At 75.2% G+C, this 26,460-nt stretch carries 24 protein-coding genes; 17 read left to right on the plus strand and 7 right to left on the minus strand.

From position 1 onward, the window contains the following. Positions 1-9 precede the first annotated feature (9 nt). Complete coding sequence (locus ACIRBY_RS02165) at positions 10-1,242, minus strand: hypothetical protein (RefSeq protein WP_403894721.1); 1,233 nt, start codon at positions 1,240-1,242, stop codon at positions 10-12. A 143-nt stretch (positions 1,243-1,385) separates the two neighbouring features. Between ACIRBY_RS02165 and ACIRBY_RS02170 the strand changes: the two genes are divergently transcribed. From ACIRBY_RS02170 to ACIRBY_RS02190, 5 genes are all read left to right on the plus strand, one after another. Beyond that, a complete protein-coding gene (locus tag ACIRBY_RS02170) occupies positions 1,386-2,258 on the plus strand; it encodes a MurR/RpiR family transcriptional regulator (protein WP_403894723.1) in 873 nt (290 codons plus the stop codon). Between the two features lie 2 nt (positions 2,259-2,260). Continuing rightward, positions 2,261-3,256: an N-acetylglucosamine kinase gene (locus ACIRBY_RS02175; RefSeq protein ID WP_403894725.1), complete on the plus strand. Its 996-nt coding sequence runs from the start codon at positions 2,261-2,263 to the stop codon at positions 3,254-3,256. A 115-nt stretch (positions 3,257-3,371) separates the two neighbouring features. After that, positions 3,372-4,346, plus strand: coding sequence for an isopenicillin N synthase family dioxygenase (locus ACIRBY_RS02180; protein WP_403894728.1), 975 nt, complete (start codon positions 3,372-3,374; stop codon positions 4,344-4,346). Between the two features lie 65 nt (positions 4,347-4,411). Continuing rightward, complete coding sequence (locus tag ACIRBY_RS02185) at positions 4,412-4,945, plus strand: GNAT family N-acetyltransferase (protein ID WP_403894731.1); 534 nt, start codon at positions 4,412-4,414, stop codon at positions 4,943-4,945. 169 nt (positions 4,946-5,114) lie between these two features. Continuing rightward, complete coding sequence (locus ACIRBY_RS02190) at positions 5,115-6,476, plus strand: FAD-dependent oxidoreductase (protein WP_403894734.1); 1,362 nt, start codon at positions 5,115-5,117, stop codon at positions 6,474-6,476. A gap of 48 nt (positions 6,477-6,524) precedes the next feature. Here the strand turns inward: ACIRBY_RS02190 and ACIRBY_RS02195 are convergent, their stop codons facing one another. After that, positions 6,525-6,986 (minus strand): hypothetical protein, encoded by a 462-nt coding sequence (locus ACIRBY_RS02195; RefSeq protein WP_403894737.1) that lies wholly within the window; start codon positions 6,984-6,986, stop codon positions 6,525-6,527. Between the two features lie 221 nt (positions 6,987-7,207). Here ACIRBY_RS02195 and ACIRBY_RS02200 point away from each other — a divergent pair, with 221 nt between their 5' ends. The 8 genes from ACIRBY_RS02200 (at position 7,208) to ACIRBY_RS02235 (ending at position 17,997) form a co-directional block, all read left to right on the plus strand. Further along, positions 7,208-7,870, plus strand: coding sequence for an NADPH-dependent F420 reductase (locus tag ACIRBY_RS02200; protein WP_403894740.1), 663 nt, complete (start codon positions 7,208-7,210; stop codon positions 7,868-7,870). A 99-nt stretch (positions 7,871-7,969) separates the two neighbouring features. Then, positions 7,970-9,385: a VWA domain-containing protein gene (locus ACIRBY_RS02205; RefSeq protein ID WP_403895248.1), complete on the plus strand. Its 1,416-nt coding sequence runs from the start codon at positions 7,970-7,972 to the stop codon at positions 9,383-9,385. 117 nt (positions 9,386-9,502) lie between these two features. After that, positions 9,503-11,263: a glycosyl hydrolase family 18 protein gene (locus ACIRBY_RS02210; protein WP_403895251.1), complete on the plus strand. Its 1,761-nt coding sequence runs from the start codon at positions 9,503-9,505 to the stop codon at positions 11,261-11,263. Positions 11,264-11,347: 84 nt separating this feature from the next. Further along, on the plus strand, positions 11,348-11,938 hold the full coding sequence (locus tag ACIRBY_RS02215; RefSeq protein ID WP_403894743.1) for a HutD family protein: 591 nt from the start codon (positions 11,348-11,350) through the stop codon (positions 11,936-11,938). Positions 11,939-12,119: 181 nt separating this feature from the next. After that, positions 12,120-12,920 (plus strand): RNA polymerase sigma-70 factor, encoded by an 801-nt coding sequence (locus ACIRBY_RS02220; RefSeq protein WP_403895254.1) that lies wholly within the window; start codon positions 12,120-12,122, stop codon positions 12,918-12,920. A gap of 181 nt (positions 12,921-13,101) precedes the next feature. Next, a complete protein-coding gene (locus ACIRBY_RS02225) occupies positions 13,102-14,061 on the plus strand; it encodes a PLP-dependent cysteine synthase family protein (RefSeq protein ID WP_403894746.1) in 960 nt (319 codons plus the stop codon). A gap of 118 nt (positions 14,062-14,179) precedes the next feature. Beyond that, entirely contained in the window at positions 14,180-16,738 is a 2,559-nt protein-coding gene (locus ACIRBY_RS02230; RefSeq protein WP_403894749.1) for an ATP-grasp domain-containing protein, read from the plus strand. After that, positions 16,735-17,997, plus strand: coding sequence for an MFS transporter (locus tag ACIRBY_RS02235; protein ID WP_403894752.1), 1,263 nt, complete (start codon positions 16,735-16,737; stop codon positions 17,995-17,997). The genes ACIRBY_RS02230 and ACIRBY_RS02235 overlap by 4 nt, the downstream gene beginning before the upstream one ends. An 85-nt stretch (positions 17,998-18,082) precedes the next feature. Here the strand turns inward: ACIRBY_RS02235 and ACIRBY_RS02240 are convergent, their stop codons facing one another. The 4 genes from ACIRBY_RS02240 to ACIRBY_RS02255 form a co-directional block, all read right to left on the minus strand. After that, positions 18,083-18,973, minus strand: a complete 891-nt coding sequence (locus tag ACIRBY_RS02240) for a carbonic anhydrase (protein WP_403894755.1) — start codon at positions 18,971-18,973, stop codon at positions 18,083-18,085. A gap of 138 nt (positions 18,974-19,111) precedes the next feature. Beyond that, positions 19,112-19,345, minus strand: coding sequence for a DUF6296 family protein (locus ACIRBY_RS02245; protein ID WP_403894758.1), 234 nt, complete (start codon positions 19,343-19,345; stop codon positions 19,112-19,114). 74 nt (positions 19,346-19,419) lie between these two features. Further along, positions 19,420-20,052 (minus strand): hypothetical protein, encoded by a 633-nt coding sequence (locus ACIRBY_RS02250; RefSeq protein ID WP_403894761.1) that lies wholly within the window; start codon positions 20,050-20,052, stop codon positions 19,420-19,422. 8 nt (positions 20,053-20,060) lie between these two features. After that, positions 20,061-20,579, minus strand: coding sequence for a DUF4188 domain-containing protein (locus ACIRBY_RS02255; RefSeq protein ID WP_403894764.1), 519 nt, complete (start codon positions 20,577-20,579; stop codon positions 20,061-20,063). Positions 20,580-20,667: 88 nt separating this feature from the next. Between ACIRBY_RS02255 and ACIRBY_RS02260 the strand changes: the two genes are divergently transcribed. Further along, positions 20,668-21,318, plus strand: coding sequence for a MerR family transcriptional regulator (locus ACIRBY_RS02260; protein WP_403894767.1), 651 nt, complete (start codon positions 20,668-20,670; stop codon positions 21,316-21,318). A 48-nt stretch (positions 21,319-21,366) separates the two neighbouring features. On the opposite strand, the gene ACIRBY_RS02265 is transcribed toward ACIRBY_RS02260, so the two are convergent. Beyond that, positions 21,367-21,987 (minus strand): L-threonylcarbamoyladenylate synthase, encoded by a 621-nt coding sequence (locus tag ACIRBY_RS02265; RefSeq protein ID WP_403894770.1) that lies wholly within the window; start codon positions 21,985-21,987, stop codon positions 21,367-21,369. A 171-nt stretch (positions 21,988-22,158) separates the two neighbouring features. Here ACIRBY_RS02265 and ACIRBY_RS02270 point away from each other — a divergent pair, with 171 nt between their 5' ends. The 3 genes from ACIRBY_RS02270 to ACIRBY_RS02280 are packed head-to-tail and all read left to right on the plus strand — an operon-like array spanning position 22,159 to position 26,284. Then, on the plus strand, positions 22,159-23,607 hold the full coding sequence (locus tag ACIRBY_RS02270) for an Ig-like domain-containing protein (protein ID WP_403894773.1): 1,449 nt from the start codon (positions 22,159-22,161) through the stop codon (positions 23,605-23,607). Beyond that, positions 23,604-25,100, plus strand: a complete 1,497-nt coding sequence (locus ACIRBY_RS02275; RefSeq protein ID WP_403894776.1) for an MFS transporter — start codon at positions 23,604-23,606, stop codon at positions 25,098-25,100. Before ACIRBY_RS02270 ends, ACIRBY_RS02275 begins: the two co-directional genes overlap by 4 nt. Continuing rightward, positions 25,097-26,284 (plus strand): anhydro-N-acetylmuramic acid kinase, encoded by a 1,188-nt coding sequence (locus ACIRBY_RS02280; RefSeq protein WP_403894779.1) that lies wholly within the window; start codon positions 25,097-25,099, stop codon positions 26,282-26,284. Before ACIRBY_RS02275 ends, ACIRBY_RS02280 begins: the two co-directional genes overlap by 4 nt. Positions 26,285-26,460: the final 176 nt, after the last annotated feature.

Raw genomic sequence — 26,460 nt, forward strand, 5'->3', positions numbered from 1 at the left:
GGGCGGTGGTCAGCTCGTCACGAGGGAGGCCTGCCAGGAGGCCAGGACATGACCGGTCTGGGACCAGCCGATGCAGTCGTACCCTCCGCTCGACGCGCTGGTCGAGTACCCGTAGCTGATCACCCCCCGGCTGGTGATCTTCCCGTCGGCGCGCCAGTTGAACACCGGGCCGCCGGAGTCGCCGTGGCGTCCGGCGGTCGAGCCGTCGCGGGTGCAGGCCTCGATGCCGCCCTGGACCCAGATGCCGTGCTCGTAGGTGTGGGAGTCACCCGTGACGAAGATCCCGCAGCGGTAGCGCGTGACCGAGCCGCTCTGGCAGACCTCCTGGCCGACCCGGGACCAGACCCAGTCCGCGTAGTACCGGCCCTCGGTGCCGATGTACACGCCGGAGTTGGAGCCGCCCGCGGTCTTGATGATCCCCGCGTCGATGTCCGGCAGGGTGTTGAAGACGGTGCCGTAGTCGCGGCTGCCGCTGGTGAAGTGCGTTCCCGGACCGCCGCAGTGCGCGGCCGTCACCACGTACCGGTCCCAGCCCGGAACGTCCATGGCGAAGGCCGTGGTGCACTGGCCCGAGGAGGAGGTGATCGTGGCCCCGCCCCAGTGGGGCGCGCCGTCGTCGTCCCGGTCCACCAACGCCGCCGGCGCCGCCGACAGGAACCGGACGTCGGCGGGATCGATCCCGGCGCCCGCCCCCTGCCGGACGGGCCGGGCCCGGTTCAGCTCGGCCGCGCGGGAGGGATCGTCCGCGGCCACCCGCAGACCGTCGCCCTCGGCGCCGAAGGAGATCATCGTGATCCGGGGTCCGGAGGCGCGCCAGCCGTCGGCCGCGCCCTCCAGCTCGGTACGGGCCGCCTCCAGCCGCTGCCTGCTGTACTTGGCGGCCTTCACCTCCACGCGGACCCGCCCGCCGGCGTGCGCGGACCGCTCCGCGGCCGACGCCAGGGCGCGGCCCCGGCCCACGTCGGTCGCGAACACCGTCACGCGGCCGGCCTTCGCGTCGACCGACACCCCCGCGTAGGTGTCGCCGTAGCCCGCCGGGGCCGCCGCGTCGACGGCGGCGGCCAGCGCGTCCGCCGCCGTCGGCGTCGGCGCCCCCGCCGGGAGGGGGGCGCCGCGGCCCGGGCCCGCCCCGGGACCCGCCCACGCGGCTCCGGCCGACGGGGCGGCCAGCACGCCCAGGACCGCGGCCAGTACACCGAGGCGCCGTAACGCCCCGCCGCCCGAGGATGAGGATGAGGACATGGCTCTCCCTGCTTTCCGAAGTAGGGTGAACTCTCCTGCGGGGAAACATTTTTGTCCGCCGCGGCAGCAATGTGGGGCCCGTGCGGCCGGACCGTCAAGCACCCTTGACAGGAACGCGCCATCCTCGGGAAGAATTGTTCTCCGTGAGCCAGACAGTCGACCGACTCCGCGCCCTGGAGCCTGAGCTGCCCGAAGCGCAGCGCGCCCTCGCCGTGTTCATACTCCGCGACCCGCACGCCGCCGCCGCGCGGACGATCCTCGAACTGGCCGAAGCCGTAGGGGTCTCCACCGGCAGCATCACCCGCCTGTGCCGCGCCCTCGGCCTGCCGGGCTACTCCCGACTGCGCCTCGCCCTCGCCGCGTCGGGGGCGGACCGCGACGCCCGCGGCACCTGGCGCGAGGACATCGGCACCGACATCGGCGAGCACGACTCCCTCACACGGGTGGCGGCGTCGGTGGCCGCGACCGTCTCGGACGTCGTCACCCGCACCGTCGAGGGCCTCGACCTGGCCGTAGTGGAACACGCCGCCGCACGGATCGCCGCCGCCCGGCGGATCGAGCTCTTCGGCGTCGGCGGCAGCGCCACCATGGCCGCCGAGTTCCAGCAGCGGCTGTACCGCATCGGCCTGCCCGTCTGGTCGTGGAGCGACACCCACGTGGCGCTCACCGGCGCCGCCGTCCTCGGCCACGGCGACGTGGCCCTCGTGCTGTCGCACAGCGGCGGCACCCGCGAGCCGCGCGAGGTGCTGGCGGAGGCCGCCTCGCGCGGGGCCACCACCATCGCCGTGACCAACGCCCCCGCCTCACCGCTCGCCGTGCACGCCGAACTGGTCCTCGCCACCAGCGTCCACGCGGCCGGCCTCAGGGCCGAGGCGGTCCTCGCCCGGCACGCGCAGATGGCCGTCCTCGACGTCCTCTACGTCGCCGTGGCGCAGCGCACCTACGACCGTACGACCGAGGCGATGGCCGCCACCGTGGAGGCCGTCCGGCCGTACCGGCGCGACGGCGGCCGCTGACCGTGCGCCACGAGGGGCCGCAGGGCCGGGGGCGGGGGCCGGGCCTGGTCCTGGGGATCGACGGCGGCGGGTCCGGACTGCGGGCCGTCGTCGCCGCCGTCGGCGGGGGGCCCGCACTGGCCACGGCGAAGGCCGGGGCGGCCAACGTGCGGTCGGTGCCCGAGCCGGTGCTGACCGAGCGCCTGGCCCGGGTCGTGGGGCGGGTGCTGCCGCCGGGGCGCCCGGCGGACGTCGTCTCCGTCGTCGCCGGGTTCGCCGGGGCGGGGGTCCCGGGACGGGCGGGCGACGGAGGGCAGCGCCTGGCCGTCCGGGCGCTGCGCGCGGCACTGGCCCGCCACGGCTGCGCGCCCGCGCACCTCCGCGTCGCCGCCGACTCCGAGATCGCCTTCGCGGCCGCCCCGGGCTGCCCGCCGGACGGCCTCGCCGTGATCGCCGGCACGGGCGCGGCCGCGACCCGGATGCGCGGCCACCGGCTGGCCGCGACCGCCGACGGCTGCGGCTGGCTCACCGGCGACGACGGCAGCGGCTTCTGGATCGCCCGCGAAGGCGTGCGGCGCGCCCTGCGCGCGGTGGACGGCCGCGGGCCCGCCACCCTGCTGGCGCCCCGCCTGGCCGAGGCCTTCGGCGCGCCCGCCGACGACCCCGCGTCGGTGCGGTTCGCCCTCGTCGACGGGGCGCTCGCCCCCGCCGACCCCCTCCGGCTGGCCCGCCACTGCCCCCTGGTGGTCCGGGCGGCGGCGGACGGGGACGCGGTGGCGGGGCGGATCCTCGACGAGGCCGCGGACCTGCTGGCCGAGAGCACCGCGGCGCTGCGGCCGCGGCCGGGCGAACCCCTGGTGACGGTCGGGGGCCTGCTCGGGCCGCGCGGCCCCCTCCTCGACCGCTTCACGGACCGGGTCCGCGGATGGGGCCTGGCGCCGTACCCGGTGCGGGACGGCCTGCACGGCGCGGTGGCCCTGGCCCGGGCGGCCTGCGCGGGAGCCGCCGGCCGAGGGTGACCTCGTCCCGGCGACGGGCGCGGAGTGCCCCGTCCGGACCACGCGCCGCCGTGTACCTGCCCCGAACGCCCCCGAGGCCCTACTGTCGTCACATCCCCGCGGAAGGCAGGCCCCCATGGAGAGCCCCCAGGTCCCCGTCGTCCCCGTCGTCGACCTCGGAGCGTGGCGCACCGGCGGCCCCGCCGACCGGGCCCGGATCGCGGGCCGGGTGGACCGGGCCCTCCAGGCGGCCGGGTTCCTGCTGGTCGCCGGGCACGGGGTGGATCCGTCGCTGCCCGCCGGGATCCGGGAGGCCGCGCGCTCCTTCTTCCGGCTGCCGCCCGAGGCCAAACAGCCTTACGCGGTCGGCGTCGGCGGACGCGGCTGGCTCGGCCCCGGCGCGGAGGCCAACAGCTACGCCGAGGGGACGGCCTCACCGCCCGACCTGAAGGAGTCCTGGTCCTTCGCGGCCGACGAGCCCACCGGCGTGCCCCCGGTGGACGCCGAGTGGTTCCGGCCGAACACCTGGCCCGCCGAGGTGCCGGGCCTGCGCGCGCCGGTGACCGCGTACCTGCGGGCGATGCGCGCCCTCTGCGACGAGCTGCTGGAGCTGCTCGCGGCGGCCCTGGCCCTGCCCGCGGACCACTTCACGCGCCACACCGGCCACCCCACCTGGGGTTTCAACGTCAACTGGTACCCAGGCACCGAGACCGTCGGCACGCCGCTGCCCGGACAGTTCCGCATCGGGCCGCACACGGACTTCGGCACGGTCACCGTCCTGGACCGGGAGCCGGGCGCGGGCGGACTCCAGATCCACACCGACGCCGGCGGCTGGCAGGACGCCCCCTACGACCCGGCGGCGCTCACCGTCAACATCGGCGACCTGCTGGCCCGCTGGACCGGCGACCGCTGGCGGGCGGGCCGCCACCGGGTCCTGCCGCCGCCCGCGCACGCCCCGGCGGAGGAACTGGTCTCGCTGGTCTACTTCTACGAGTGCGACGCCCACACCCGCGTGGAGTCCCTGCCCGCCCCGGTCGGCCGGGTGGCGCACGAGCCGGTGGACTCGCACGCCTACCTGCGCGCGAAGCTCGACCAGATCAGCGTCGGCTGAGCCGGCCCGGGCCCGGGCCGCCCCCGATTACCCCTGGTCGGGCCCGGTTCGGCAGGATGTGGGGCATGACCGAGATCCGCACCCCCCGCCTCCTCCTCCGCCGCTGGTCCGACGACGACCTCGTGCCCCTGTCGGAGATCACCTCGGACCCGGACGTCATGCGCTGGATCGGCGACGGATCCGTGCTCGACCTGGACGGGACCGCCGAGGCCATCGAGCTCTGGGAGGAGGAGTGGGACGACGAGGGCTTCGGCGTCTTCGCCGTCGAGCTCCTCGCCTCCGGCGAGCTGATCGGCGCCGTCGGGCTGTCCGCCGCCGACGACCTGCCCGAGACCCGGCACCAGGTGCAGATCGGCTGGCGCCTCGGCCGGCCCTTCTGGGGCCAGGGCTACGCTTCCGAAGCCGCCCAGGCCGCCCTGGAGTTCGCCCTCCAGGACCGCGGCCTGGACCGGGTCGTCGCCGTCAACCGGGTCGGCAACGAGGAGTCCGCGAACGTGATCCGCAAGCTCGGCATGGCCCACGACGGCGACACCGCCGACCCCGCCACCGGAGCCCCCGTCACCCTGCACAGCATCGACCTCACCGAGTACGCGGGCTGACCCGGCCGGCGCCGTGCCCGCGTGGGGGTACCGTCAGGCAGAAGTCAGGCTTTGGTAAGTCATAAGATCGGCTTATGAGGTCATAAACGGGAGGCGGGTAGGGGGTTAGGGTGGCCTTAGTTTAGGGTTTCCTTGATCAGTCAGATTGTCGGTCGAAGGGAACCCAGTCATGCCTCGCCCTCTGCGGGTAGCAATCGTCGGCGCCGGCCCCGCCGGTATCTACGCGGCCGACGCGCTGCTGAAGTCGGAGGCGGCCGCCGACCCCGGCGTCTCGATCGACCTCTTCGAGCGCATGCCGGCCCCCTTCGGCCTGATCCGGTACGGGGTCGCCCCCGACCACCCCCGCATCAAGGGCATCATCACCGCCCTGCACCAGGTCCTCGACAAGCCGCAGGTCCGCCTCTTCGGCAACGTCGACTACCCCGGCGACATCTCGCTCGACGAGCTGCGCTCCTTCTACGACGCGGTGGTCTTCTCCACCGGCGCCACCGCCGACCGCGCCCTCGGCATCCCCGGGGTCGAGCTCGACGGCTCGTACGGCGCAGCCGACTTCGTCTCCTGGTACGACGGCCACCCCGACGTGCCGCGCACCTGGCCGCTGGAGGCCGAGAAGGTCGCCGTCCTCGGCGTCGGCAACGTCGCCCTGGACGTCGCCCGCATCCTCGCCAAGACCGCCGACGAGCTGCTGCCCACCGAGATCCCGCCGAACGTCTACGACGGCCTCAAGGCCAACAAGGCGCTCGAGGTCCACGTCTTCGGCCGCCGCGGCCCCGCACAGGCGAAGTTCAGCCCGATGGAGCTGCGCGAGCTCGACCACTCGCCCACCATCGAGGTCATCGTCAACCCCGAGGACATCGACTACGACGAGGGCTCGATCACCACCCGCCGCTCCAACAAGCAGGCGGACATGGTGGCCAAGACCCTGGAGAACTGGGCGATCCGGGACATCGGCGACCGCCCGCACAAGCTCTTCCTGCACTTCTTCGAGTCCCCGGCCGAGATCCTCGGCGAGGACGGCAAGGTCGTAGGCCTGCGCACCGAGCGCACCGAGCTCGACGGCACCGGCAACGTCAAGGGCACCGGCGAGTTCACCACCTGGGACGTCCAGTCCGTCTACCGGGCCGTCGGCTACCTCTCCGACGAGCTGCCCAAGCTCCCCTGGGACGTCGAGTCCGGCACCGTCCCGGACGAGGGCGGCCGCGTCGTCGAGGGCGGCGAGCACATGGCGTCGACCTACGTCACCGGCTGGATCCGGCGCGGCCCCATCGGCCTGATCGGGCACACCAAGGGCGACGCCAACGAGACCGTCGCCAACCTCCTGGAGGACCACGCCCAGGGGCGGCTGCTCACCCCCGCCGCCCCCGAGCCGGAGGCGGTCGAGGCCTTCCTCGCCGAGCGGCAGGTCCGGTACACCACCTGGGACGGCTGGTACCGGCTCGACGCCGCGGAGAAGGCGCTGGGCGAGCCGCAGGGCCGTGAGCGCGTGAAGATCGTCGAGCGCGAGGAGATGCTCGGGGCGAGCGGCGCGTGAGACAGGGGTGGGGCCCGCCGCAGGCGGGCCCCACCGGTGCGTCCGGGGTCAGTCCCCGATCGAGGTGATCTTCCGGGTCCGCAGGTCGGCCTGCACGTGGACCGTGGTCGTGGTGGTGCCGCTCCAGGTCAGGGCCACCGCGGCGTTGGTCTTGCCCATCCCGCTGTCGACCGAGGTCACCTTCCACCGGAGCGGAACGTTCTGCGCGCGCAGCACCCCGTCGGCGTGGTTGGCCTCCTCCCACTGCCTCAGCTCCCGCTGGAGCGGCTCGGAGAGGTAGGCGGAGCGCAGCTGGTCCGCGGTGCGGCCGTCGCCGTCGTAGACCGCGTCGATGTAGGCGCCGTAGAAGTCGGCGATCCGGGTGAACGCCCCTTCCGGGCTGCCGGAGACGGACGGCGGCGCGGCTGCCGTGGCCGACGTGCCGGCGAGGAGGGCGAAGGAGAGGGCGGCCGCGCCCGCGGTGGCGGCGAGGGCGACGGACGTGGCGCGATGGGTCGGGAGCTGGAGCATCGGTCGGTACCTTTCCCCGTGATCACGTGCTGCCGGTACGGTCCCCGGCTGCCCGGGAAGACGGGGAGCCGCCGCCAACGGGTTCTCCTTGTCCGGGAAATGGCGAGATTTCGCTCGTACGGGCGATCTGTGCCCCCGCGTCCGCGCGGCGGCGGAATGCGGCGGCCCGGGCCGGGGTTGCGACGGACGCGATATCCGACTCCGTACGCACTGGAGAGCTCATGAAGATCGGCATCATCGGCGCCGGCAACATCGGCGGCAACCTCACCCGCCGGCTCACCGCCCTCGGACACGAGGTCCGCGTCGCCAACTCCCGCGGCCCCCACACCCTGGCCGACCTGGCCGAGGAGACCGGAGCCACCCCCGTCACGGTCGCCGAGGCGGCCCGCGGCGCCGAGATCGTCGTGGTCACCGTCCCCTTCAAGAACCTCCCCGACCTGCCCGCCGGGCTCTTCGAGGGGGCCGCCGAGGGGTTCACCGTCATCGACACCAACAACTACTACCCGCGCCAGCGCGACGGCCGGATCGCCGCCGTCGAGGACGAGGGCCTCACCGAGAGCCGCTGGACCGAACGCCGGCTGGGCCACCCGGTCGTCAAGGCCTTCAACGGCACGTACGCGATCGACATCCTCGAACGGCCCCGCCCGGCCGGAGACCCGGACCGCATGGCCCTGCCCGTCGCCGGCGACGACGAGGCGGCGAAGAAGGCCGTCCGCGCCCTGATCGACGAGCTCGGCTTCGACACCGTCGACGCGGGCGGCATCGACGAGTCCTGGCGCCAGCAGCCCGGCACCCCCGTCTACGGGCTGCGCGCGGGCGCCGAGGAGGTCACCCGCGCCCTGGCCGAGGCCTCGCCCGCCCGCACGGAGGAGTTCCGCGGCTGAGCCGCGCGGCGGCGGCCCGGGCCCTGGCGGTCCGGGCCGTCCCAGGGGTTCGGCTGCCCGCGCCGGGGTCCACCGGGCAGACTGTCCGACGTGACGACTATGAGCAAAGGCGCCAATCTGCCGGTCGCGGCATCCTCCGTCAGAGCCGTGCTCGGCTGGTCCAGCGGGCCGGGCGTGCCCGACGTGGACGCGTCCGCGCTGCTGCTGGCCGGCAGCGGACGGGTCCGCTCCGACGGGGACTTCGTCTTCTACAACCAGCCGCGGCACGCCTCCGGCGCCGTACGCCACGTGGGCAAGCGGCCCGGAGCCGACACGCTCGACGTGGACCTGGCCGCCCTGGAGCCGGACGTCGCGCGCGTCCTGCTCTGCGCCTCCGCCGACGGCGGCACCTTCGGGCAGGTCCCCGGGCTCCACCTGAGGCTGCTCGACGGGGGGTCGGGGGCGGAGGTGGCCCACTTCGCGATCGAGGCCGGGCCGGAGACCGCCCTGGTGGGCGGGGAGCTCTACCGGCGGGCCGGCGTCTGGAAGTTCCGGGCCGTCGGCCAGGGGTACGCGAGCGGGCTCGCGGGACTGGCGACGGACTACGGCATCACCGTGGACGACGCCCCGCCGGCCCCCGCCCCCGCCCCCGCTCCCACCCCGGCGCCCGCACCCGTGCCGCCCCCGGCCCCCGCCGCCGGTCACGCGCCGGCCCCCGCCCCCGTGCCCGCCGCGGTCCCCGCTCCCGCTCCCGCCGAGAGCGCCGTACGCCTGGTCAAGGGCGAGGAGTGGCTGCCCCCGGAGATGCGCGGCCGCCTCTCCCTGCGCAAGGAGCAGGTGGCCGTCAGCCTCCGCAAGGCCGGTGCCGCCGACGTCACCGCCCGCGTCGTCCTCGTCCTCGACGCCTCCGGCTCGATGAGCACCCTCTACTCCCGCGGCACGGTCGCCGGCGTGGTCGAGCGGATGGCCGCCGTCGCCGCCCAGCTGGACGACGACGGCGAGATGCAGGCCTGGACGTTCGCCACCAACCCCGCCCGCCTTCCCGACCTCGCCATCGGCGACCTCCCGGAGTGGCTGCGCCTGCACGTGCGCGTCGGCCAGATGGCCGTCTTCGGCCGCAAGAGGGCGCCCAAGGGGCTGCTCCCCGGCCAGGTCGACATGCGGCACGTCGGCTTCCAGAACGAGGAGCAGAAGGTCATCGCCGAGGTGCGCGCCTTCGTACGGGCCCACCCCGTGCCCGCGCCCACCCTGGTGCTCTTCTTCTCCGACGGCGGGGTCTACCGCAACGCCGAGATCGAACGGGAGCTGCGGGAGGCCGTGGAGGAGCCGGTGTTCTGGCAGTTCGTCGGTCTCGGCCGGGCCGGCTTCGGCGTGCTGGAGCGCTTCGACACCATGCCCGGGCGCCGGGTCGACAACGTCGGCTTCTTCGCCGTCGACGACATCGACCGGATCTCGGACCCCGACCTGTACGACCGGCTGCTGTCGGAGTTCCCCTCCTGGATCCGCGCCGCCCGGCAGGCGGGCATCCTGCGCTGAGCGTCCGGGCTCCCGGCGGAGCGCGGACCGGTCGGACCCCTTGACCCGAGGCTGGTCCAGACCAATCATGAGGCGTCCGCCCGTTCGCTCGCGCCCCACCGGGAGCCTTCGTTGAGACTGCGTCCGCACGCCCTCCGCCGCTTGGCGGCGGCCTGCGCCACCCTCGCCACCTCCGCCGCGCTGCTCGCCGCCGCCGGCGCGGGGCCCGCCCAGGCGGCCGGCCCCCGCGCGGCCACCCCACTGCCCGCGCACGTCTTCGCCCCCTACTTCGAGGCCTACTCCTCCGACAGCCCCGCCGACCTCGCGCAGAAGTCCGGCGCGAAGTACCTGACGATGGCCTTCGTCCAGACCGAGGCCAAGGGCTCCTGCACCCCGTACTGGAACGGCTCCACCCAGCAGCCCGTCGCCGACTCCGTGTTCGGCGCCGACTTCGCCGCCATCCGGGCCCGCGGCGGCGACGTGATCCCCTCCTTCGGCGGCTACGCGGCCGACAGCGGGGGCACCGAGATCGCCGACAGCTGCACCAGCGTCGACTCGATCGCCGCCGCCTACCAGAAGCTGGTCACGACCTACGACGTCAGCCGCCTCGACATGGACATCGAGGACAAGTCCCTCACCGACAAGGCCGGTGTCGACCGCCGCAACCAGGCCATCAAGAAGCTCCAGGACTGGGCCGCCGCGGCCGGCCGCCCCCTCCAGATCTCCTACACCCTCCCCACCACCACGAGCGGCCTCGCGAGCAGCGGACTGGCCGTCCTCAAGAGCGCCAAGGCCGCCGGGGCCCGGGTCGACGTGGTCAACCTGATGACCTTCGACTACTACGACGGCGCCGCCCACGACATGGCCGCCGACACCCGCACCGCCGCCTCCGGCCTCTACGACCAGCTGGCCGCCCTCTACCCGGACCGGACCCCCGCGCAGCTGTGGGGCACGATCGGCGTCACCGAGATGCCGGGCATCGACGACTACGGCCCCGCCGAGACCTTCACCACGGCCGACGCCACCGCCGTCTACGACTGGGCGGTCTCCAAGGGCATCAACACCCTCTCCTTCTGGGCCCTCCAGCGCGACAACGGCGGCTGCCCCGGCACCGCAGGCTCCGACACCTGCTCCGGCATCGCCCAGGACACCTGGTACTTCACCCACGCCTTCGCCCCGTTCACCGGCGGCGGCGGACCCGTCGCCGACGACTTCTCGGTCTCCGTGGCCCCCGGCTCCGCCTCCGTCACCCCCGGCGGGACCACCACCGCCACCGTGTCCACCCAGGTCACCTCCGGCGCGGCGCAACCCCTCGCGCTGACGGTCTCCGGCGCCCCGGCCGGCGTCACGGCCACCCTCACCCCCGACGCGGTCACCGCCGGCGCCACCGCCCGGCTCACCGTCGCCGCCTCGGCCACCGCCGCGCCCGGCACCTACCCGCTCACCGTCACCGCCGCCGGCAGGGCGAGCCACGCCGCCGGCTTCACCCTCACGGTCTCCGGCCCCGGCGGCGGCAGCGGCGCCCTGGTCAACGGCGGCTTCGAGACCGGCTCCCTCGCCCCCTGGGCCTGCGAGAACGGCGGCTCGGTCGTCACGGCACCGGTCCGCTCGGGCACGTACGCCGTCCAGGGCAACCCGGACTCCGCCCACACCGGCGAATGCGCCCAGACCCTCACCCTCGCCCCCAACACCGCCTACACCCTCAGCGGCTGGGTCCAGGGCGGCTACGCCTACCTCGGAGTCCGGGGCGGCGCGAACGCGAGCACCTGGACCAGCGCCACCGGCTGGACCAGGCTGACGGTGCCCTTCACCACCGGCGCCTCCGGGACCGTCACCGTCTACCTGCACGGCTGGTACGGCCAGGGCCCCGTCCGCGGCGACGACTTCACCGTCGCCTAGCCGCCCCGGGTTAGGCTCGGCCCCACCGCCCGGGGTCCGTACCGCCCCGCCGGGCGGTACGGACCCGAGGGAAGGAAAACCCGCATGCCCGGCCCCGCCGCCGTCAGGATCCTGCGCGCCGCCGACCGCACGGCGGTGCCCTGGAAGAACGGCGGCGGGGTCACCCGCGAGGTCGCGGCCGCGCCCGACGGGGCCGGGACGGAGGACTTCGGCTGGCGGGTCAGCCTCGCCGAAGTGGCATCCGACGGGCCCTTCTCGGAGTTCCCCGGCGTCGACCGCATCCTCACGCTCGCCGAGGGCGCCGGCATGGACCTCACGGTCTCCGGCGTCCTGCGCCGCGTCGACGAGCGCTACGCGCCCTGCGACTTCCCCGGCGACGAGCCGACCGGGTGCCGGCTGCTGGACGGTCCCGTCGTGAACTTCAACGTCATGTACCGGCGCGGCCGGGTCGAGGCGCACAGCGCCGTCGTCCGGGGCGGACTCGCCCTCGCCGTCCCGCCGGAGACCGTCCTCCTGGTCGTCGCCCTGGAGGGACCGGCCCGCCTCGACCACTGCGGCGGGACCGTCGAACTCGGCCCGTACGACGCCGCCTTGCTGGAGGGCCCGGCGGCCCCCTGCCGGGTCCGCACCGCAGGCCGGACGGCCGTCGTCGCACTGCGGACGCACCCCGCGTGAACGAACCCGTCACACGGGTGTTCCGGGCAACCGCCGGCGCGCCCCAACTCCCCACGCCCCGGCGGCCCCCGGGGGCGTGCGGGTCCGGTGCCCCGTGCAGAATCGACCGGTGATCACGAACGAACCCGAGACGGACCCCTTCGACGCACACCGAAGGCTCCTGTTCGCCACCGCCTACCGCATGCTGGGCACCGTCAGCGACGCCGAGGACATCGTCCAGGACGCCTGGCTGACCTGGAACAAGGCCGACCGCTCGGAGGTGCGCCACCCCAGGGCGTACCTCGTCCGCACGGTCACCAACCTGTCCCTGAACCGGCTCACCTCCGCCCGGGCCACCCGCGAGGAGTACGTCGGCCCCTGGCTTCCGGAGCCCCTGCTCACCTCGCCCGACGTGGCGCAGGACCGGGAGCTCGCCGACAGCGTCTCCATGGCGGTGCTGGTCGTCCTGGAGACCCTGTCGCCCCTGGAGCGCGCCGTGTTCGTGCTGCGGGAGGTCTTCGGCTTCTCGCACGCGGAGATCGCCGGCTTCCTCGACCGCGAGGAGCCGGCGGTCCGGCAGATCTCCTCCCGCGCGCGCAAGCACGTCGCGGCCCGCCGGCCGCGCTTCGACACCGACAGCGCGGAGCGCGAGCGCGTCACCGACCGCTTCCTGGCCGCCTGCGCCGGGGGCGACATCAACGCCGTCCTGGAGATGCTCGCCCCCGACGTCACCGCCTGGTCCGACGGCGGTGGCAAGGTGACCGCCGCCCGCCGCCCGCTGCACGGCCCCGACCACGTGGCCCGCTGGCTGTTCGGCGTCCTGTCCAAGCCCGGCAACGCCGGTGCCGTGATCACCCCGGCCCTGATCAACGGCGAGCTCGGCCTGCTCACACGGGTCGGCGACACCCCGATCGCCGCCGTCACCTTCGACCTGGAGAACGGCCTGCTCCGCAACCTCCGCGTCCAGGTCAACCCGGACAAGCTCGCGGGCCTGCGCGGCTGACCGTCCGCCCGGGCCGGCCCCCGCCCCGCGCGGGCCGGCCCGGGCGGGGCGCCGGTCACGGCCGCGGCGCGGTGCGCGAGCGAGGCTCGAGTTCCCCCCGAGCCGGGCACCAATCGCGCACCACCGCAGCTGGCTACCTTTCGGAGACCGACCGCACGTCCAGCACCAAAGGGGGAGCCACGTGAACAACGCGCTCACCGCCGGCCGCATCGCGGCATCGTTCGAGGATCTCGTCGGCGAGACGCCGTTGCTCGAACTCCAGCTCGACGGCCTGCCCGCCACCGCCCGGGTCCTCGCCAAACTGGAGTCCGCCAACCCGCTGTCCAGCATCAAGGACCGGGCCGCCCTCTTCATGCTGCGGGCCGCGGAGGAGTCCGGCGCGCTCGTACCCGGCGCCACCGTCATCGAGTCGACCTCCGGCAACACCGGCATCGCCCTGGCCGCGCTCGCCGCCTCCCGGGGCTACCGGTGCCTGATCGTCCTCCCCTCCAACGCCTCCCGCGAGCGCGTGCTGACGCTGCGCATGCTGGGTGCCGAGGTCGAGTTCACCGACCACACCCTCGGCTTCCGCGCCTGCTGCGAGCGCGCCGAACAGCTGCACGCCGAGATGCCCGGCTCCTGGTACGCGCGCCAGCACGAGAACCCCGACAACGTCCGCGCCCACTACACGACGACCGGCCCCGAGATCTGGCGGGACTCCGGAGGCCGCGTCGACTACCTGGTCTGCGGGATCGGGACCGGCGGCACCATCACCGGCATCGCCCGCTACCTGCGCGAGCGCAACCCCGACCTCAAGGTGGTCGCGGTCGAGCCCGCGGGCTCCGCACTCCTCTCCGGCGGCGAGCCCGGCCCCCACCGCGTCCCCGGCCTCAACGGCGGCTTCATCAGCCCCGTCACCGACGTCCACCTCATCGACGAGGTGATCGCCGTCGAGGACGAGGACGCCGCCGCCGCCACGCGCGCCATCGCCGCCCGCACCGGGCTCCTGGTCGGGATCTCCGCGGGCGCGGCCGCCCACGGCTGCCGCGAACTCGCCCGCCGGCACGACCTGTCGGACACGGTCGTGGCGACCGTGTTCCCCGACAGCGGCGAGCGCTACCTCAGCTGGTGGCCGGAGGCGGCGTCCGCTGACCGGCCCTGAACGGCGGCCCGGGCCGCAGCACGGCGCACCCGGGCCCGCCCCCACTCCTTCCCCACCCCCACGCCTGCCCGAGTACGAGCCTGAAATTCCCTGCCGCCGCAGGGGGAGAAGAGAGCGAATGAACCCCGAGCGCACCCTGCTGCTCGTCGGTGGAACCGACGAGACCGTGCAGAAGGCCCACGACCTGGGGCTGAACGTGCTGCTCCTCCAGCACCCGACGAAGGTGAGCGAGGTGCAGAACCGGCTCGCCGCCGCCGTCGAGGTCGTCGACTTCACCGAGTGGTCCCTCGTCGAGCCCCTGGTGCGTGCCTGGCACGAGAGCCCCGGCTTCGCCGCGGTCGTCTCCCTCACCGAGCCGGGGCTCGAGAACGCGGGCCGGATCAACGACCTGTACGGGCTCGGGGGCACCGGCTACGAGGTCACCGCCCGGATCCGGGACAAGGCCGCCATGCGCCGCTACGTCGCCGAGCACGACCCGGAGCACGCGGTCGGGGCCCGCTCCCTGAAGACCCGTGAGGACCTGGACGCCTTCGGCGCCTCCTACGGCTTCCCCTTCATCGTCAAGCCCGTCGACGCCACCGCCAGCATCGGCGTCATGCGGGTGCAGGGACCCGAGGACGCCGACCGGGTCTGGGACGAGGTCACCCGGCTGTCGGGCACCCGCACCGACCGGGTCTCCTCCCTCTTCGTCCTCAAGGACTTCCTCATGGAGGAGTTCCTGGACGGCCCCGAGTTCAGCGTCGAGTCCTTCAGCTTCGCCGGCCGCCACGTGATCGTCACCATCACCGAGAAGTTCACCTCGGACGGCCACTTCGCCGAACTGGGCCACGCGGTCCCGGCCCGCCTCTCCGAGGCCGACGACGCGGCGATACGCGAGGGCATACGCGGCTTCCTCGACGTGATGGGCATGCGCGACGGCGTCTGCCACACCGAGGTCCGCCTCACGGCCAAGGGCCCGCGCGTGATCGAGGGCCACAACCGGATCGGCGGGGACTCCATCCCCGAACTGGTGCGCAGCGCCTTCGGCGTCGACCTCGTCACCCTCGCCGTCGGCCAGCCGTTCGGCCTGGTCGAGGAGCTGCCCGACCGGCCGCAGGCGCACGGCGGCGCCGCCGTGCGCGCCCTGGTCGGCACCCCGGGCACCACCGTCGAGTCGGTCGCCGGCCTCGACGGGGCCCGCGCCGCCGAGGGCGTCATCTCCGTCACCGTGGGCGCCAAGCCCGGCGACGGCGTGCGCGTGCTCACCGACAACTGGGACCGGCTCGGCCTGATCGCCGTCTCCGCCGAGGACACCACGGCGGCGATCCGCCGCGGGGCCGAGGTGATCCGCGAGCACATCCGCATCACCCTCGCCCACCCCGACGGCGCCACCGTCCTCGCGCAGCCCTCCGAGATCGCCCCGCGCGAGAACCTGCTGATCATCCACCGCAACCCGCTGGAGCCGTTCCCGTACCGCTCCTGGCTGCCGGACCACACCGGCGACATCGTGGTCCTCGCCAACCGCGAGAAGATCGAACTCGCCGGCGAGAAGGTCCCCGACGGCAACCTCGGCTACACCCGCCTGGAAGTCCACGACGACTTCGACTCCCCGGAGTTCGAGGCCCGCGCCCTCGAACTCATGGAGGAGCACGCGATCACCGGCGTGACCGTTCTGCACGAGGGCGACATGGACCTCGCCGCCCGGCTGCGCCAGCGCTTCGGGCTGCGCGGCCCCTGGCAGGACGACGTCAAGCCCTTCCGCGACAAGGCCCTGATGAAGACCCGCGCCCAGGCCTCGGGCATCGAGGTCGCCGCCTGGGTCCAGCCCCGCACCGCCGACGAGGCCCGGGCCTTCGCCGAGGCCGAGGGCTTCCCCCTGGTCTTCAAGGAGCGCAGCGGCTTCAACGCGATCGGCCTGCGCATCCTGCGCGACGAGGCCTCCTTCGAGGAGAGCCTGACGGAGGCGTACGCCGCCGGCGAGCGCGACGACGTCCTGCTGGAGGCCTTCGTCCCCGGCCGCATGTGCCACGTCGACGGCGTGGTGCGCGACGGCCGGCTGGCCATGGCCTGGCCCTCCCAGTACCAGTACGACCTGTCCTCCTTCGCCTCCGACCCGGGCCCGCGCATCGACCTCACCCTCGACGAGGACGACCCGGTCACCCCGCGCCTGCTCGACCTCGCCGAGCGGGTCCTCGCCGCCCTGGCCCCCGAGGGCTCCCGGCTGCGCGACCACGCCTTCCACATGGAGGTCTTCCTCACCCCCGACGACCGGCTGGTGCTGTGCGAGATCGCCTGCCGCCCCGGCGGTGCGAAGATCCGCGAGGTCTTCCACAGCCTGTTCGGGGTGCACCTCGGCGAGTACGCGGTGCGCGCCGACGCCGGCCACCCGCTCCACGACGCCGTCCGCCGGGGCGACGACCCGGCCGGGCTGCCGAGGCCGCGTCACATGGCGGGCCAGCTCCTCATGATGAAGCGGCCCGGGCTCGTGCGCGAGCTCCCGGCCGTCCCCGACGAGCCCTGGCTCGACGGGTTCTGGCTCTACGCCGAGGTGGGCCAGGTCATCGCCCCGGCCTCCGGCTCCTCCGACTTCCTCGCCGCGGCCGTGGGCACCGCGCCCGACCGCACGGAGTGCGAGCGCCGGCTGCGCGAGCTCGGCGAGTGGGTGCGCGAACACAGCGTGATCGGGGACGCGTCATGACGGGGGCCCGCCTGTCGGCGAAGACGCGGTACATGCTGGGCATGGTGGTCGACGCCACCGGCGCCGGCATGTACCTGCCGCTGTCGCTGCTGTACTTCCACCACGTGACGGGGCTGCCGCTCACCCAGGTGGGCACCCTGATGACGGCCGCCGCGGTGATCGGTCTGATCAGCAACCCGGCGGCGGGCGTCCTCATCGACCGGTTCGGCGCCAAGGCCGTCGTCACCGGCGGGTACCTGCTGAGGGCCGCGGGCTTCTGCACGTACCCGCTGGTGGACAACGGCTACACGATGTTCTTCGTGATCCTGCTGGTGGCGCTGGGCGACACCTCGTTCCCGCCGGCGATCCAGTCGTTCATCGCGGAGTTCGTCAAGGGCACCGAGCGGGACAAGCTGCTCGCAGCGCAGCGCAGCCTGCGCAACGCCGGCCTGGGCGTGGGCGGTCTGATCGCGGGCGGTGTCCTCGCGCTCGGGAGCGACGCGTTCTACTACGTGATCGTGTTCTGCACGGCCGCCGGATACGTGCTGGCCGCCGTCTGCTTCGGGTCCATCCCGATCCCGCGGACGGCGCCCGGCGAGGGGGCTCCCCGGGTCTCGCGCAAGGGCGGCTACCGGCTCGTGGCGCGCAACCGGCCGTTCCTGGCCCTGACCCTGCTCAACGTGCCGACCGCCTTCGGCTACACGGTGCTCGCCGTCGGCATCCCGGCGTACGTCACCCAGGACCTGGGCGCGTCCACCTCGCTGGTGGGCGTCCTGTACGCCGTCAACACGGTCGGGATCGCCCTGCTGCAGATCCCCGTCACCCGGGCGCTCGTCGCCTTCCGCCGCTCCCGTGCGGTGGCCCTGGGCGCGGCGGTGTTCGCGGCCTCGTTCGTGGTCTTCGCCACCCTCGCCGCGGTGGGGGACAAGTCCGTCATCATGGTGGGCATCTTCGCCGCGACGGTCCTGTTCACGGCGGGCGAGCTGATGCACGGCGCCACGGCCTCGGCCCTGTGCGCGCAGGCCGCTCCGGAGGAGACGCGGGGCCGGCACCTCGCCGTCTACCAGCTCTCCTGGGCGGTGCCCAGCGCGCTGGCCCCGGCCGTCCTGACGGCCCTGCTCACGCTGTCGCCGACGGCGATGTGGCTGGTCCTGGCGGTGGGTGCGACCGTCTCGGCCCTGGGTGTCCTGCGCCTGGAGCCCAGGCTGCCGCGGGAGGCGGTCTACCCGGCCCCGCAGCCGGCCGAGAGCGTCCCGGCCGAGCCGGCGCCGGCGGCCTGACCGCCGCCGGCCGGTGCCCCGAGCCCCCTGCCGGGCCGCGTTCCCGCGGCCGGGCGGGGGGCTCGTGCGCGTTCCGGCGGCGGGCTCAGGACGGGAGGCCGGTCGGAAGGAGGGTGCCTCCCGGGACGGCGGTCCCGGCGGGCTCCGGGCCGCTCGTCCGGCCCGGCCCGCCCGTCCGGCTGGGGGTGGCGGTCGTACCCGGGGTGCCCGTGCGGCCCGGTGTCGCGGCGGTCGGGGCGCCCGTGAGGACCTCCACCCGGCCCGTGTCGAGGGAGTAGTAGCCGCCGACCACCGCGAGGGCGCCCTTCGCCACGAGGGGGGCGAGGTCCCTGTTGGCGCGCAGGTCGTCCGCGGTCAGGGTGATCTGGTTGCGGATCATCCGGTCCACCGGGTCAGGTCCGCCCTGCCGGACCGTCTGCTCGTACGCCGGCCGCAGGGCCCGCGCGATCGCCTCCAGGTTGCCGGGCAGCCGCTTCCCGTCGCGCGCCGCCTCGTAGGCGGCCTGGACGGCCCCGCAGCGCTGGTGCCCGAGCACCATGACCAGCGGGGTGGCGGAGGTCATCGGCCCGTACTCGACGGAGCCGGTGACGACCGGGCCGACCGCCTGGCCGCCCGTGCGCAGGACGTACAGGTCCCCGAGCCCGGTGTCGAAGACCAGCTCGGGCGGCACCCGGGAGTCGATGCAGGCCAGGACCACCCCGTACGGCGTCTGGCTCTGGGCGACCAGCTCACGGCGCGTGGGGTCGCGGTCGGGGTGGCGGAGCGCGCCGTCCACCCACCGCCGGTTGCCCGCCATCAGCCGCGCGTAGGCCTCGGCCGGGGTGTCCGTCTGCGGGTTCGGCGCGGCGGGCTCGGGCCGGGCCCGGGTACGGCCGGGCCCGCCGGTCGTGGCCGTGCAGGCGGAGAGCGTGCCCGCGGCCAGCGCCAGGCCGCCGGCCAGCAGGGCCGAGCGGCGCGGCGGTCCTGCCCTGTCCATCGCGTGCTCCTCCGGGTCGCCGTGCGGGTCGCGTACGGGGCGACCCAGGCGAGTATCCGGCGCGGTGCGGGTACGGCGGCTCCAGGCGCGAGCGGGGGCGGCCCGGTTTCGCACCGTCGGCCCAGCCCGGAGGGCCGGTCAGGATGCCGGCACCGGGCGCGCCGTCACGGGCTGGGAGGGGGCCTGGTGGCCGCCCGAGGCCAGCATGCGCACCTCGCCGCGGTCGCTGATCTCCGCGCGGACGATGCCCGTGGCATCGGAGTAGACCGGATGCCCGCCGGGCCCGGTCGACTCCGTGCGGTCCACGACCACGGTGTCCCCGTCCGTCCCGGCGCCGCCGGGGAACGTCAGCTCGTACCGTCCAGCGCTCATGCCTCCATCGTGGGCCGCCCCGGCCCGCCCCGCCTTCCGGCTTTGCCCCCTCTTTGCCCCGGCCGTGCGGCGGCCTAGACGGGCGCGGTGCAGATCACGTCGTACGGGCGCCCGATCGACAGGGTCAGCTCCATGGGCTCGGTGGTGCCCGCCGGGCACTGCCCCTTCTCCTCGACCAGGTCGAGCACCGTGAAGGCGTCGCGCCCGGCGGACGCGCAGGCCACCTCCTGGGCGGAGGAGGAGACGCAGTCGCCCTTGACCAGCTGCCCGCCGCCGGCCCCCGCGTCCCCGGGGTGGTCGCCGGAGAGGTTGCGCCCGCACACCGTGTGGGTGGGGATCCCGCCGCCCTTGGACCCGTCCTTGGCGGAGGACCCGTACGACACGGACACGCGGATCATCAGGTCCGTCCCGGCCGGGCACCGGACCGAACCGGGGAGGATCCCGGCCGGGGCGATCTCCAGGGCCTTGAAGGTGGCGCCCGCCTCGTCGCAGCCGAGCGGCCGGTAGCCGTCCGGGGCCTGCTTCGGGTCGGGGCCGCCGCAGTCGCCGACCTGCCAGGACCCGCTGCGGCCCTTCGAGGACGAGGAGGACCCGGACGGGCCGTCCCCGCCGCCGCAGGCCGCCGTGAGCGCGAGGCCCAGGCCGAGCGCCGCCACGAGGCCGGCCCGCCGGGCGGCGGTGCGCCGGGTGCTGTCGTGCTGGAACATCGTTCTCCCTATCGCTTCGGTGCGTCCGGTGCCGCCGGGCGGTACGCGAAGCGGTCGGCGCCGCGGCGCCCGCGCTTCTCCAGCGGCAGCACCCCCGTGGCCGCCGCCAGCCCGTAGGGCGGCATGTCGAAGTAGACGGCCTCGTAGGAGCCCTGGGGTGCGACGTAGGTCTCGTGCCAGAGCCCCACGTGCCGCCGCATCCGGCCGGCCCGCTCCCTGCGGTTGACCGCGGCCCACATCCGGTGGTGCAGGGCGTCGGGCGCCGCCGCGTAGGCGTAGAGCTTCTCCTTGGACTCCCAGTACTGGACCACGTAGTAGGTGCGCGGCGAGGCCGTCAGCAGGACGTGGTTGAGGAGCCCCCGGGCCCGGTCCTTCTTCAGCTCGCGCAGCATCCGCGGCATGCCCGTGAACACGGGCAGCCAGGAGTGCACGGCCCAGAAGTGGTTGATGCGCATCCCGATCAGCAGCACCACGGCGTCACCCTCGAGGGCTGCCGTGGTGCGGCCCGGAACCGGTTTGGCGAACACGAGGCCTCCGGATGTATGCGGTTGGATAGCGCCACTGTCCAACAGGGCGCAATGGGATAGTGGCGCTATCCGAGGAAAGGCGCAAGGGATGCGGCTGTCAGAGTTGAGCGAGCGCAGTGGCGTCTCCACCGCGACCATCAAGTACTACCTGCGCGAAGGCCTGTTGGCGCCGGGGCGGCGGGTCAGCGCCACCACCGCCGACTACGACGAGGCCCATCTGCGCCGACTGCGCCTCGTCCGCACCCTGCTCCAGGTCGGCGGGCTGTCGGTGGCCACGGCCCGGGAGGTGCTGGGACACGTGGACGACGACGCGCTGGGCCGGTCGATCCGCCTGGGCGCCGCCCTGTGGGCGCTGCCGCACCCGGCCGCGCCGGACGCCGAGGAGGACGACGCGGCCCGGGCGACGGCGCGCCGGGAGGTCGACCGGCTGCTGGAGGAGGTGGGCTGGGAGAGCGCCCGCGAGCTCGCCCCCCTCAACCCGGACCACACCTCGCTGGTGGAGGCGGTCGCCTCGCTGATCAGGCTGGGCTACCCGTGGAACGCGGAGATGATGACCCCCTACGCCCGGATGATGCACCAGGTCGCCGTCCACGACCTCGACTTCGTGGAGACCTACCCCTCGGAGGCGGAGCGGGTGGAGGCGGCCGTGGCCGCCACCATCCTCCTCGAACCGATCCTCCGGGCCATGCACCGCATCGCGCAGCAGGAGGAGACGGTCCGCCGGTACGGGATCACCTGACGGGCCGCCGGGGACGCCGGCCGGGCCCGGCGGCCGTACCGCCCGGGACTACTCGAAGCGGTCGGTGTCGCCGGCACCCCGGCGGACGATCTCGGCCTCGCCGGTCGAGAAGTCGATGACGGTGGTCGGCCGGGTCCCGCAGTCCCCGGAGTCGACGACGGCGTCCACCACGTGGTCGAGCCGCTCCTTGATCTCCCAGCCCTGGGTCATCGGCTCGTCCTCGCCGGGCAGCAGCAGGGTGCTGGAGAGCAGCGGCTCGCCCAGCTCCTCCAACAGCGCCTGGGTGACCACGTGGTCGGGGATCCGCACGCCGACCGTCTTCTTCTTCGGGTGCAGCAGCTGGCGCGGCACCTCCGACGTGGCCTTCAGGATGAACGTGTACGGGCCCGGCGTCGACGCCTTGATCGCGCGGAACACGTCGTTGTCCACGTGGACGAACTGCCCCAGCTGCGCGAAGTTCTGGCACACGAGCGTGAAGTGGTGCCGGTCGCCGAGCTCGCGGATCTGCCGGATCCGCGCCAGGCCCTCCCGGTTGCCCAGCTGGCACCCCAGAGCGAAACAGGAGTCCGTGGGATATGCGATGAGCGCGCCGGAGCGGATGCTGTCGGCCACGCCGCTGATGGTGCGCCGCTGAGGGTTCTCGGGGTGCACGTCGAAGTACTTCGCCATCCGCCGAGCCTACGGGACGGGGGAGCGGGCCGTTCCGCCCGGCCGTCCCCTGCTCCGTCCGGGTTCACTTGCGGTGCCCGTTCGGCCGCAGGACCGGGTTTACGATCATCGGTTCGGCTTCCTGTCGCTTTTGATGCTGCCCTGCGGACGTACGACAACCGGGAGGGCCGCGTGGCTGTGTCGCGGACGAAGGCGTGGAGCACGGCGGCCGCGGTGACGGGGGCCCTGCTGGCCGTCGCCGCCGCCCCGGGCCGGACCGCGGGGGCCGGCACCCCGCAGGGCGCGGACGCGCCCGCGGCACGGGACGCGGCGGTCACCCTGCTCGTGGGACGGAGCCTGGACGCACGGGCCCTGAACCGCGGCCGGGCGCCCGCCGCCCGCTGGTGCGCCGCCCCCGCCTTCGCGAGCGGGCCGTGCGGCGCCTGGCGGGAGCAGCGGGTGCGGGCCACCGCCCACGGGGCCGCGTCCCTCCTGTGGAACCCGGCCCTCGGCACCACCGCCACGCTCCCGACCGCCGCCGGCGGGCCGCTGGAGGTCGCCCTCGCCCACGCCGAGGCGGGCCGCCTCACCGACGTGACCGTCCGCGACGGGCACGGGCGCCGGCTGGCCGGGGAGGTCGCCCCGGGCAGCGGCCGCTGGCACAACACCGAACCGCTGCGCGCGGGGGAGGCCTACACCCTCCAGGTCGGGGCCCAGGACGGCGACGGCACCCCGGTCGGCGTGACCCTCGCCTTCCGCACCGCCCGGCCCGCCGCCGAAGGGAGCCGCCTCACCGCCGAGTTCGGCCCCCGCCCCGGCACCTACGGCGCGGGCGAGATCGTCACCGCCGAACTCAGCCACCCGGTGCCCGCCGACGCCCCCGAGGCCCGCGCCCGTGTGGAACAGGCCCTCCAGGTCACCTCCGAACCCCAGGTCGAGGGCGCCTGGCACTGGGTCGACGCCACCACCCTGCACTTCCGGCCCCGCACCTACTGGCCCGCCCACACCGTGGTCCGCGTCCGCAGCGGCCTCGACGGGGTCGAACTGGGCGAGCACGGCTACGGAGGGCCCTCCGAGCCCCTGGAGTTCACCGTCGCCGACCGGATCGAGGCCGTCACCGACTCCGCCGCCCACGAGATGACCGTACGCCGCAACGGCCGGGTCATCCGCACCATCCCGGTCACCACCGGCAAGGCGGGCTTCCTGACCCGCAGCGGCATCAAGGTCGTCCTCGGCAAGGAGGCCAAGGTCCGCATGCGCGGGGACACCGTCGGCATCCAGAAGGGCACCAAGGAGTTCTACGACCTGCCCGTCCTCTACGCGACCCGGGTCACCTGGAGCGGCGAGTACGTCCACGCCGCGCCCTGGTCCGTCGAGGCGCAGGGCGCGGAGAACGTCAGCCACGGCTGCACCGGCATGTCCACCGAGGACGCCGCCTGGTTCTACGAGACCGTCCGCGAGGGCGACATCGTCGAGGTGGTCAACAGCGGCGGCGACCGGATGTCCCCCTTCGACAACGGCTTCGGCGACTGGAACGTGGACTGGCGCACCTGGCTGGCCGGCAGCGCACTGACCCCCGCCGCCGCCCGCCCCGCCCCCCGCACCGACACCGCCGCCTCCCGCCTCGACCCGACGACGTGACCCCCCTCGGGCCGCGCCCCGCGCCCCCGCCGGCGCACCGGGTGCTGCTCGCGGGCGCGGCCGGGAACTTCGTCGAGTGGTACGAGTTCGGGGTCTACGGCTGCTTCGCGACGGTCCTCGCCGCCCACTTCTTCACCCCCGACCCCGGGACGGGGCCGGCGGGCACCGGCCCGCTGCTCGCCGTGTACGCCTCCTTCGCGGTGGCCTTCTTCCTGCGCCCGGCCGGGGCCCTGCTCTTCGGCCGCCTCGGCGACCGCATCGGCCGCCGCCCCACCCTGGTGCTGGTCGTGGGCCTGATGACCCTCGCCACCACCCTGATCGGCCTGCTCCCCACCCGGGCCGCAGCCGGGGCCGCCGCGCCCTGGCTGCTCACCGCGCTGCGCGCCCTGCAAGGGCTCAGCGCCGGAGGGGAGTTCGGCGGAGCGGTGGCCCTGATGACCGAGCAGGCGCCGCCGGGCCGGCGCGGCCGGTACGGGGCCTGGCAGTCCTTCACCGTCGCCCTCGGCCTCCTCGCGGGTGCCGGCACCGCCGCGCTCCTGGCCGCGCTGCTGCCGCCGCGGGCCCTCATGGCCTGGGGTTGGCGCATCCCCTTCCTCCTGGCCCTCCCCCTGGGCCTGACCGCCCTCCACCTGCGCCGCGACCTCCCGGACACCCCGCCCCCGGACACCGGGGACCTGCGCGGGGGCCGGGGGCACGGCACACCCCTGGCGGCACCCTCCGGCCCCGTACCCGTGGCGGCGGGCGCCGACGCAGCAGCCACCGCCCCCCTGCGGGGCCGTGCCGTCGCCTCGGGATCCGGCCCACCCGAAGGCCGGCCCGACGAACCGGACCCCGCCCCCGCCGCCACCCCGGCCACCGCCGTGCCCCCCGGTCCCGACCCGGCCCCCGGCTCCGGGGTCGCGGTGGCGGTCGGGTGGGTGGTCGTGCTCGGGGTCGGGAGGGTCATGGGCTGGTCCGCCGCCGGGTACACCTTCCTCGTCGTCCTGCCCTCCACCCTCCAGGCCACCCCCGGCGCCTCCCTCCGGGAGGCCCTCGCCGCCACCGCCCTGGCCAACCTCGGCTTCGCCGCCTCGATCCTGCCCGCCGGGATCCTCAGCGACCGGGTCGGCCGCCGCCCCGTCATGCTCGCCGGGGCCCTCGCCGTCACCCTCCTCGCCCTGCCGCTCCTGCACCTCCTCCGGGACCCCGCCGCCCCCGCCCCCGCCAAGGCGGCCGCCGTCGTCGGCGCGGGCGCCGCCGTCGGGCTGCTGGCCGGGCCGGGGCCCGCCATGCTCGCCGAGATGTTCCCCGCGCGCGTCCGCTGCACCGGCCTCGGCGTCGCGTACGCCCTCGCCAACGCGGTGTTCTCCGGCTGCGCCGGCCTCGTCGTCACCGCCCTGACCGCCGCCACGGGCGACGGCGACGTCCCCGCCTACTACGCCGCCGGCACCTGCGCCCTCAGCGCCCTCGCCCTGGCCGGCCTGCGCGACGGCCACCGGGGGGCCCTGCGGTGAAGGTCGTCGGCCTGATGTCGGGCACCTCGTACGACGCCGTCGACGCGGCGGCGGCCCGGCTCACCCTGGAGGACGGCGGCGAGACCCTGCGCCTGGACCCGCTCGGCATGGTCAGCGCCCCCTACGAGGACACCCTGCGGGCCGGGCTGGCGGCGGCCCTGCCGCCCGCGCCCACCGCCCTGGCCGACGTGTGCCGCCTCGACACCCTCATCGGCCGGGCCTTCGCGGAGCTCGCCGCCCGCGCCGACCGCGAGCTGTGCGGGGGCCGCGCCGAGCTGATCGCCTCCCACGGCCAGACCGTCTACCACTGGAGCGACGGCGGCCGGATCCACGGCACCCTCCAGCTGGGCCGCCCCGCGTGGATCGCCGAGGCCACCGGCCGCCCCGTCGTCTCCGACTTCCGCCCCCGCGACATCGCGGCCGGCGGCCAGGGCGCCCCCCTGGTCGGGCTGGTCGACCTGATGCTCCTGCGCGGCCGCCCCGGCGCCCCCGCCGCGCTGAACATCGGCGGGATCGCCAACGTCACCGCCCTGCCCCCGGCCGCCCCGCCCGTGGCCTTCGACACCGGCCCCGGCAACGCCCTGCTCGACGCCGCCGTGCGCGAACTCACCGCCGGACGCCTCGGATACGACGAGGACGGCGCCCTCGCCGCCGCCGGCCGGGTCCACGAACCGCTCCTGCGGCGCCTGCTGGCCGAGCCGTACTACCGGCTGCCCGCCCCCAAGAGCACCGGCAAGGAGCTCTTCCACCCCGGCCACCTGCGCGCCGCCCTCGACGGCCTCGGCCCCCTCGCGCCGAGCGACCTCCTCGCCACCCTCACCCGGCTCACCGCCCGCACCGTCGCCGACGCCCTGCGCCCGCTGCGCGCCACCGAGGTCATCGCCTCCGGCGGCGGCACCCGCAACCCGGTCCTGATGCGGATGCTCCGCGAGGAACTGCCCCCGGGCACCGCCCTGCTGGGCTCCGAGGCGCTCGGCCTGCCCGCCGCGGCCAAGGAGGCGTACGCCTTCGCCGTGCTGGGCTTCCTCACCCTGCACGGCCTGCCCGGCAACGCCCCCGCGTGCACCGGCGCCCGCGGGCCCCGGGTGCTGGGCTCCCTCACCCCGGGCCACCGCCCGCTGCAGCTGCCCCCCGCCCCGGCCCGCCCGCCGCTGCGGCTGGCCGTCGGACCGCCGCCGGGGTGACGGCCGGGCAACGGGCCCGCAGGTCCCGGCCGGGCCGGGACCCCCGCCTCATGCGACCGGGACGCGGGGCGCACCAGGATGGGAACCGACGCACCGAGCGGCCGGGGAGGCCGACATGCGCACAGCGCACCGGACCACGGCGAGCACGCCCCGCTCGGGGCCGCAGATGCTGCCCG

Source organism: Streptomyces sp. NPDC096136, assembly GCF_044763325.1.
GTDB lineage: Bacteria > Actinomycetota > Actinomycetes > Streptomycetales > Streptomycetaceae > Streptomyces.

What these genes read in the sequence shown, in the direction of transcription:
- ACIRBY_RS02165 (WP_403894721.1), bottom strand. Translation starts at nt 1,242, where the DNA reads ATGTCCTCATCCTCATCCTCGGGCGGCGGGGCGTTACGGCGCCTCGGT.
- ACIRBY_RS02180 (WP_403894728.1), top strand. Translation starts at nt 3,372, where the DNA reads ATGGAGAGCCCCCAGGTCCCCGTCGTCCCCGTCGTCGACCTCGGAGCG.
- ACIRBY_RS02185 (WP_403894731.1), top strand. Translation starts at nt 4,412, where the DNA reads ATGACCGAGATCCGCACCCCCCGCCTCCTCCTCCGCCGCTGGTCCGAC.
- ACIRBY_RS02190 (WP_403894734.1), top strand. Translation starts at nt 5,115, where the DNA reads ATGCCTCGCCCTCTGCGGGTAGCAATCGTCGGCGCCGGCCCCGCCGGT.
- ACIRBY_RS02195 (WP_403894737.1), bottom strand. Translation starts at nt 6,986, where the DNA reads ATGCTCCAGCTCCCGACCCATCGCGCCACGTCCGTCGCCCTCGCCGCC.
- ACIRBY_RS02200 (WP_403894740.1), top strand. Translation starts at nt 7,208, where the DNA reads ATGAAGATCGGCATCATCGGCGCCGGCAACATCGGCGGCAACCTCACC.
- ACIRBY_RS02205 (WP_403895248.1), top strand. Translation starts at nt 7,970, where the DNA reads ATGAGCAAAGGCGCCAATCTGCCGGTCGCGGCATCCTCCGTCAGAGCC.
- ACIRBY_RS02215 (WP_403894743.1), top strand. Translation starts at nt 11,348, where the DNA reads ATGCCCGGCCCCGCCGCCGTCAGGATCCTGCGCGCCGCCGACCGCACG.
- ACIRBY_RS02220 (WP_403895254.1), top strand. Translation starts at nt 12,120, where the DNA reads ATGCTGGGCACCGTCAGCGACGCCGAGGACATCGTCCAGGACGCCTGG.
- ACIRBY_RS02230 (WP_403894749.1), top strand. Translation starts at nt 14,180, where the DNA reads ATGAACCCCGAGCGCACCCTGCTGCTCGTCGGTGGAACCGACGAGACC.
- ACIRBY_RS02235 (WP_403894752.1), top strand. Translation starts at nt 16,735, where the DNA reads ATGACGGGGGCCCGCCTGTCGGCGAAGACGCGGTACATGCTGGGCATG.
- ACIRBY_RS02240 (WP_403894755.1), bottom strand. Translation starts at nt 18,973, where the DNA reads ATGGACAGGGCAGGACCGCCGCGCCGCTCGGCCCTGCTGGCCGGCGGC.
- ACIRBY_RS02245 (WP_403894758.1), bottom strand. Translation starts at nt 19,345, where the DNA reads ATGAGCGCTGGACGGTACGAGCTGACGTTCCCCGGCGGCGCCGGGACG.
- ACIRBY_RS02250 (WP_403894761.1), bottom strand. Translation starts at nt 20,052, where the DNA reads ATGTTCCAGCACGACAGCACCCGGCGCACCGCCGCCCGGCGGGCCGGC.
- ACIRBY_RS02260 (WP_403894767.1), top strand. Translation starts at nt 20,668, where the DNA reads ATGCGGCTGTCAGAGTTGAGCGAGCGCAGTGGCGTCTCCACCGCGACC.
- ACIRBY_RS02265 (WP_403894770.1), bottom strand. Translation starts at nt 21,987, where the DNA reads ATGGCGAAGTACTTCGACGTGCACCCCGAGAACCCTCAGCGGCGCACC.